The organism is Bacillus cereus group sp. BfR-BA-01383, from assembly GCF_022663495.1.
Taxonomy (GTDB): domain Bacteria; phylum Bacillota; class Bacilli; order Bacillales; family Bacillaceae_G; genus Bacillus_A; species Bacillus_A cereus_AU.
In genome coordinates, this window is the sequence record NZ_JAKUFP010000079.1 from 1 (window position 1) to 3476 (window position 3476).

The following is a 3476-nucleotide window of genomic DNA, read 5'->3' on the forward strand; positions in this document are numbered from 1 at the left end:
AACCTATAGATTATAGTTTCATAGTATTCAATATTTTATTAAAATGATCCAAATCAATTAACCAATTCGTTTTAAAAATAAAAATAAAGTTACATAACACCACTTATCAGCAGTCCATGTATCTTAAAATCTATAAAAAAATCCCTTTAGATCTTCCTTCTAAAGGGATTTTTCGTTCACATAATCTGTATTATCAGTAATTTTTATTTATCTAATTTAAAATACTCTGGATGTTCTGCTTTCATAGATAAAATGTTACCACACTCCGTGCAAACATCAGCAATCACACTTGAAAATTGATTAAAAAGGTTATTCGTACTAATAAGTCTTAAACATGCTTGGACATCTAATGAATCTTGCCTGATTTCTCTAAAACCACAATTAGGACATTTCTTATTCATTTTCAATTCCTTCTTCCTAAGATTTAGTTCACATAAAATCCGATTATCAGTAGTATCCAAAAAAGTTCAAGGTTCTCATATGACTCTAAGCTTTACATTTATATTCATTTTTCTATATTTTTTAGAGGTGGTGAAAAATAATTAATCAAATTTCAAAAAATTATTTCCAAAACTCATACCATTTCTTATCTTTACTTGCTGCAATCATCTTCTTAACTTCCTGGACTTCCCTTATTGTTTGCATGAGCATTTCAGCGCGTCCCTGATTCTTCGCTACGTCTTCGCTAGTATTCATCGCTATAAGCGTTTGGGATTCCTGTATCGTTTGTATAGCGCTCAATAACTCTAATTCTCTTTGTGCAAATCGCTGGTCTTGTTCAACTAAACGTTTGTTTAATTCTTGTAGTAATTCATTTTGCTTTTCAATGACCTCCTTTTGATCTTGAAGCATCGTCTGTAGCGTTGTAGCGTTGAAATCCGGTTCTTCATAGCGCTCAATTTCGTGTCGCTCTAATGGCAATACCTCAACGCCTTGATGCCATGATACTATTTGTTTTGTGGCGTTTTCTAATGTCATGTCTGTGTCGTTCTTTAGGTTAATCACCTTACGGAACACCATTACATCACTTCCTCTATACTTCCTATGCCCACGTTCATTCTTTATGAAAGTATAACCCTCTTTTTCTAATACATCAGCATACTTACGTAATGTACTAGATCGGATACCTAATTGCTCTACCACGTCGCCAGGACCATATAGCGTCTTCATAGCGTCTCACCTCAAAAATATCATCGCTATAGCGATGATATACTCTTTTTCCTAATAATTCACGTATAACTTGTTTTAAATTCTTAACTCTCATAATCTTTACAAAGAATGATAACCAAAGAAAAAGCGAAATCTATTGATATAAATAAAAAAATCGAAAAACTCAAACACACAAAACTCATATCACTCTTTTTTTATAATAATATTTTATTGATTTATTCATATGTATAGTTAATGAACTTCAGACAATAATATATGATTATCTGTAGTTCATTAATAAACTTCAATAAACAAATTGCAAAAGCTGTTATACATACATATACATAAATGAAAAAAATAAATACATTGGCATTGAACAGTTTTAAAAATCTAAAGTAATTTCAAAAAGGAGATTAAATAACATGAGTGAACAATGTCCAATTAATGTATCATGTCATGTGGTAGGACAAACTCGAGCACCATTAAATGATGAAATTACAGCACCAATTATTACTACAGAAGCACCTATTGTACAAATACCAGTTGTATTAGCTGAAAGAACAATTCAAATTGTTGTAGAATCCAATATTTCATTAGATCCTCCAGCAATTGAAATTAAACGTATCTTAACAAACAACGTATTTTTGACAAAAGGTAAGTTAATTCCTCTAGCATTTACTCCAATACCAGGTACAAATTACCGCCTAGTTACAAAAGCTAAATTATTTTTACAAGGGTATATTCGTAAAAATATTGAATATGCAAATGATGAATGTAATAGAGTTATATATAACCGCATTGTAAATGTTCCATTTTCTGGTTTTGCAGATCTAATAGAGGATGATTTTCTATCTCTAGCTTTAATAGCTGCTTCCTCAGATACTACATCTCATTTTATTAATCCTAAAAACGTTGATTTACCACATTTAGAAAAATATTTCTTCGAAAATACAATTTTTTATAACAAACAACCATATTGCGAATTAATCAGTGCTCAATTTGTTGGATTAGACTTTTCTCCTTGTCTAACAAACTTAAACGAACCATTTGATACTCTTCATGAAAAAAATGTATTAGACCTTACTTTAAAAGTTTTACAAGTACAACAAGTACAAATTTAAAACAAAAAACTTCTTATTTTTCAAAACCAACCTACTTAAAAGAACACCAATGCCCGTTGGTGTTCTTTTTAAAAGAAATTATAAAATAAAATAAGAGAGTGAAACCTATTCCAATACTACAATATATGCTTGACTAACATTTATAGTGCTAAAAATTCAATATCATTATTAATAATAGACAAAAAGCTCACTTCTTATCTTTTTTCAAATAAAAAGCAAAAATCTCTTTATCATTAGATTTTAATTTATTTACCAAACAGGCGACTCCAAAATGACTTCTTCTGTTCTGAAGCTGCTATTAAGCGATTGCTATCCTGCATTTCTTTTAATACCTGCATTAATTGAACATCTCTTTGTTTTTCTCTTATTATTCGTTGAGCATCTGTTTCCTGTAAAAGTTTACTCTGTTGATCCAATCTTTGGATCAACTCTAAATTAAGTTGTTCCAATCGTTCTATACGTTCTACTAATGCTTTTATGTGTTCTGTGTCTGCTACACTATCCGTAGCAACTGTTGCTACCTCATTTTCTTCAACACTTGATATCACTAAATTTACAGCGTGTTCTAGTGTTATACTCTTCTTGTTCATAGCTGCTATTAGCCGTTCTATAGTTGCTACGTCTTTATGAAAAAAGACTCTAGAATTATTATTACCTCGCTCAAAAGGATACCCGGCTTCTTCCAGGGCAAGGCAATATTTACGTAAAGTACTTGAGCCAATCCCTAAGTTCTTGGCTACCTCTGATCCCCAATAAGTTTGAGCCATAATTTGTCCTCCCTCTGCTCTAAGCTGTTCTTTAGTTGCTATATAGTGTTTTCCTTCTTTAGAAAGGTAACACCTTTTTTCAAATTTAAAGAAATGTTTTTATTACCTTTTACAGCCACTAATTAATATTTATATATTTAAATATTTAAATATATATTTACTTTCAAATCATCTAAAACAATATCCATTATATTTAAAAAAGAAAGGAAACCTATTAGTAACTTCCTTTCTTTCCAAGGAGATTTCAATAAAAGCGTAAACAAGTGCACCACTACTCGTCTCACACTATAATTTATGTTTTCTTATTCAAAAAAGTGCAATTGACTTTAGTATTATTTATCTTTTTTAAAATATAAGAAAACCTACCAAAATTTTAACGAAAACACATACTAAGTAAAATCTAATACAAAAAACATTAATTTTATTAATCTAATTTAGC

At 30.1% G+C, this 3476-nt stretch carries 4 protein-coding genes; 1 reads left to right on the forward strand and 3 read right to left on the reverse strand.

Going from position 1 to position 3476, the window contains the following annotated elements; all coding sequences use genetic code 11:
* Positions 1-203: 203 nt before the first annotated feature.
* Positions 204-401: a hypothetical protein gene (locus MR065_RS26870; protein ID WP_098889156.1), complete on the reverse strand. Its 198-nt coding sequence runs from the start codon at positions 399-401 to the stop codon at positions 204-206.
* 160 nt (positions 402-561) lie between these two features.
* A complete protein-coding gene (locus MR065_RS26875; RefSeq protein WP_242215723.1) occupies positions 562-1170 on the reverse strand; it encodes a DUF3967 domain-containing protein in 609 nt (202 codons plus the stop codon).
* Positions 1171-1571: 401 nt separating this feature from the next.
* Between MR065_RS26875 and MR065_RS26880 the strand changes: the two genes are divergently transcribed.
* Positions 1572-2270, forward strand: coding sequence for a CsxC family protein (locus MR065_RS26880; RefSeq protein ID WP_242215724.1), 699 nt, complete (start codon positions 1572-1574; stop codon positions 2268-2270).
* A 245-nt stretch (positions 2271-2515) separates the two neighbouring features.
* On the opposite strand, the gene MR065_RS26885 is transcribed toward MR065_RS26880, so the two are convergent.
* A complete protein-coding gene (locus MR065_RS26885; protein WP_242215725.1) occupies positions 2516-3037 on the reverse strand; it encodes a DUF3967 domain-containing protein in 522 nt (173 codons plus the stop codon).
* Positions 3038-3476 lie beyond the last annotated feature (439 nt).

Bases quoted from the DNA above. Each gene is read 5' to 3' on its own strand.
- MR065_RS26885 (WP_242215725.1), bottom strand. From the start codon at position 3,037: ATGGCTCAAACTTATTGGGGATCAGAGGTAGCCAAGAACTTAGGGATT.
- MR065_RS26870 (WP_098889156.1), bottom strand. From the start codon at position 401: ATGAATAAGAAATGTCCTAATTGTGGTTTTAGAGAAATCAGGCAAGAT.
- MR065_RS26880 (WP_242215724.1), top strand. From the start codon at position 1,572: ATGAGTGAACAATGTCCAATTAATGTATCATGTCATGTGGTAGGACAA.
- MR065_RS26875 (WP_242215723.1), bottom strand. From the start codon at position 1,170: ATGAAGACGCTATATGGTCCTGGCGACGTGGTAGAGCAATTAGGTATC.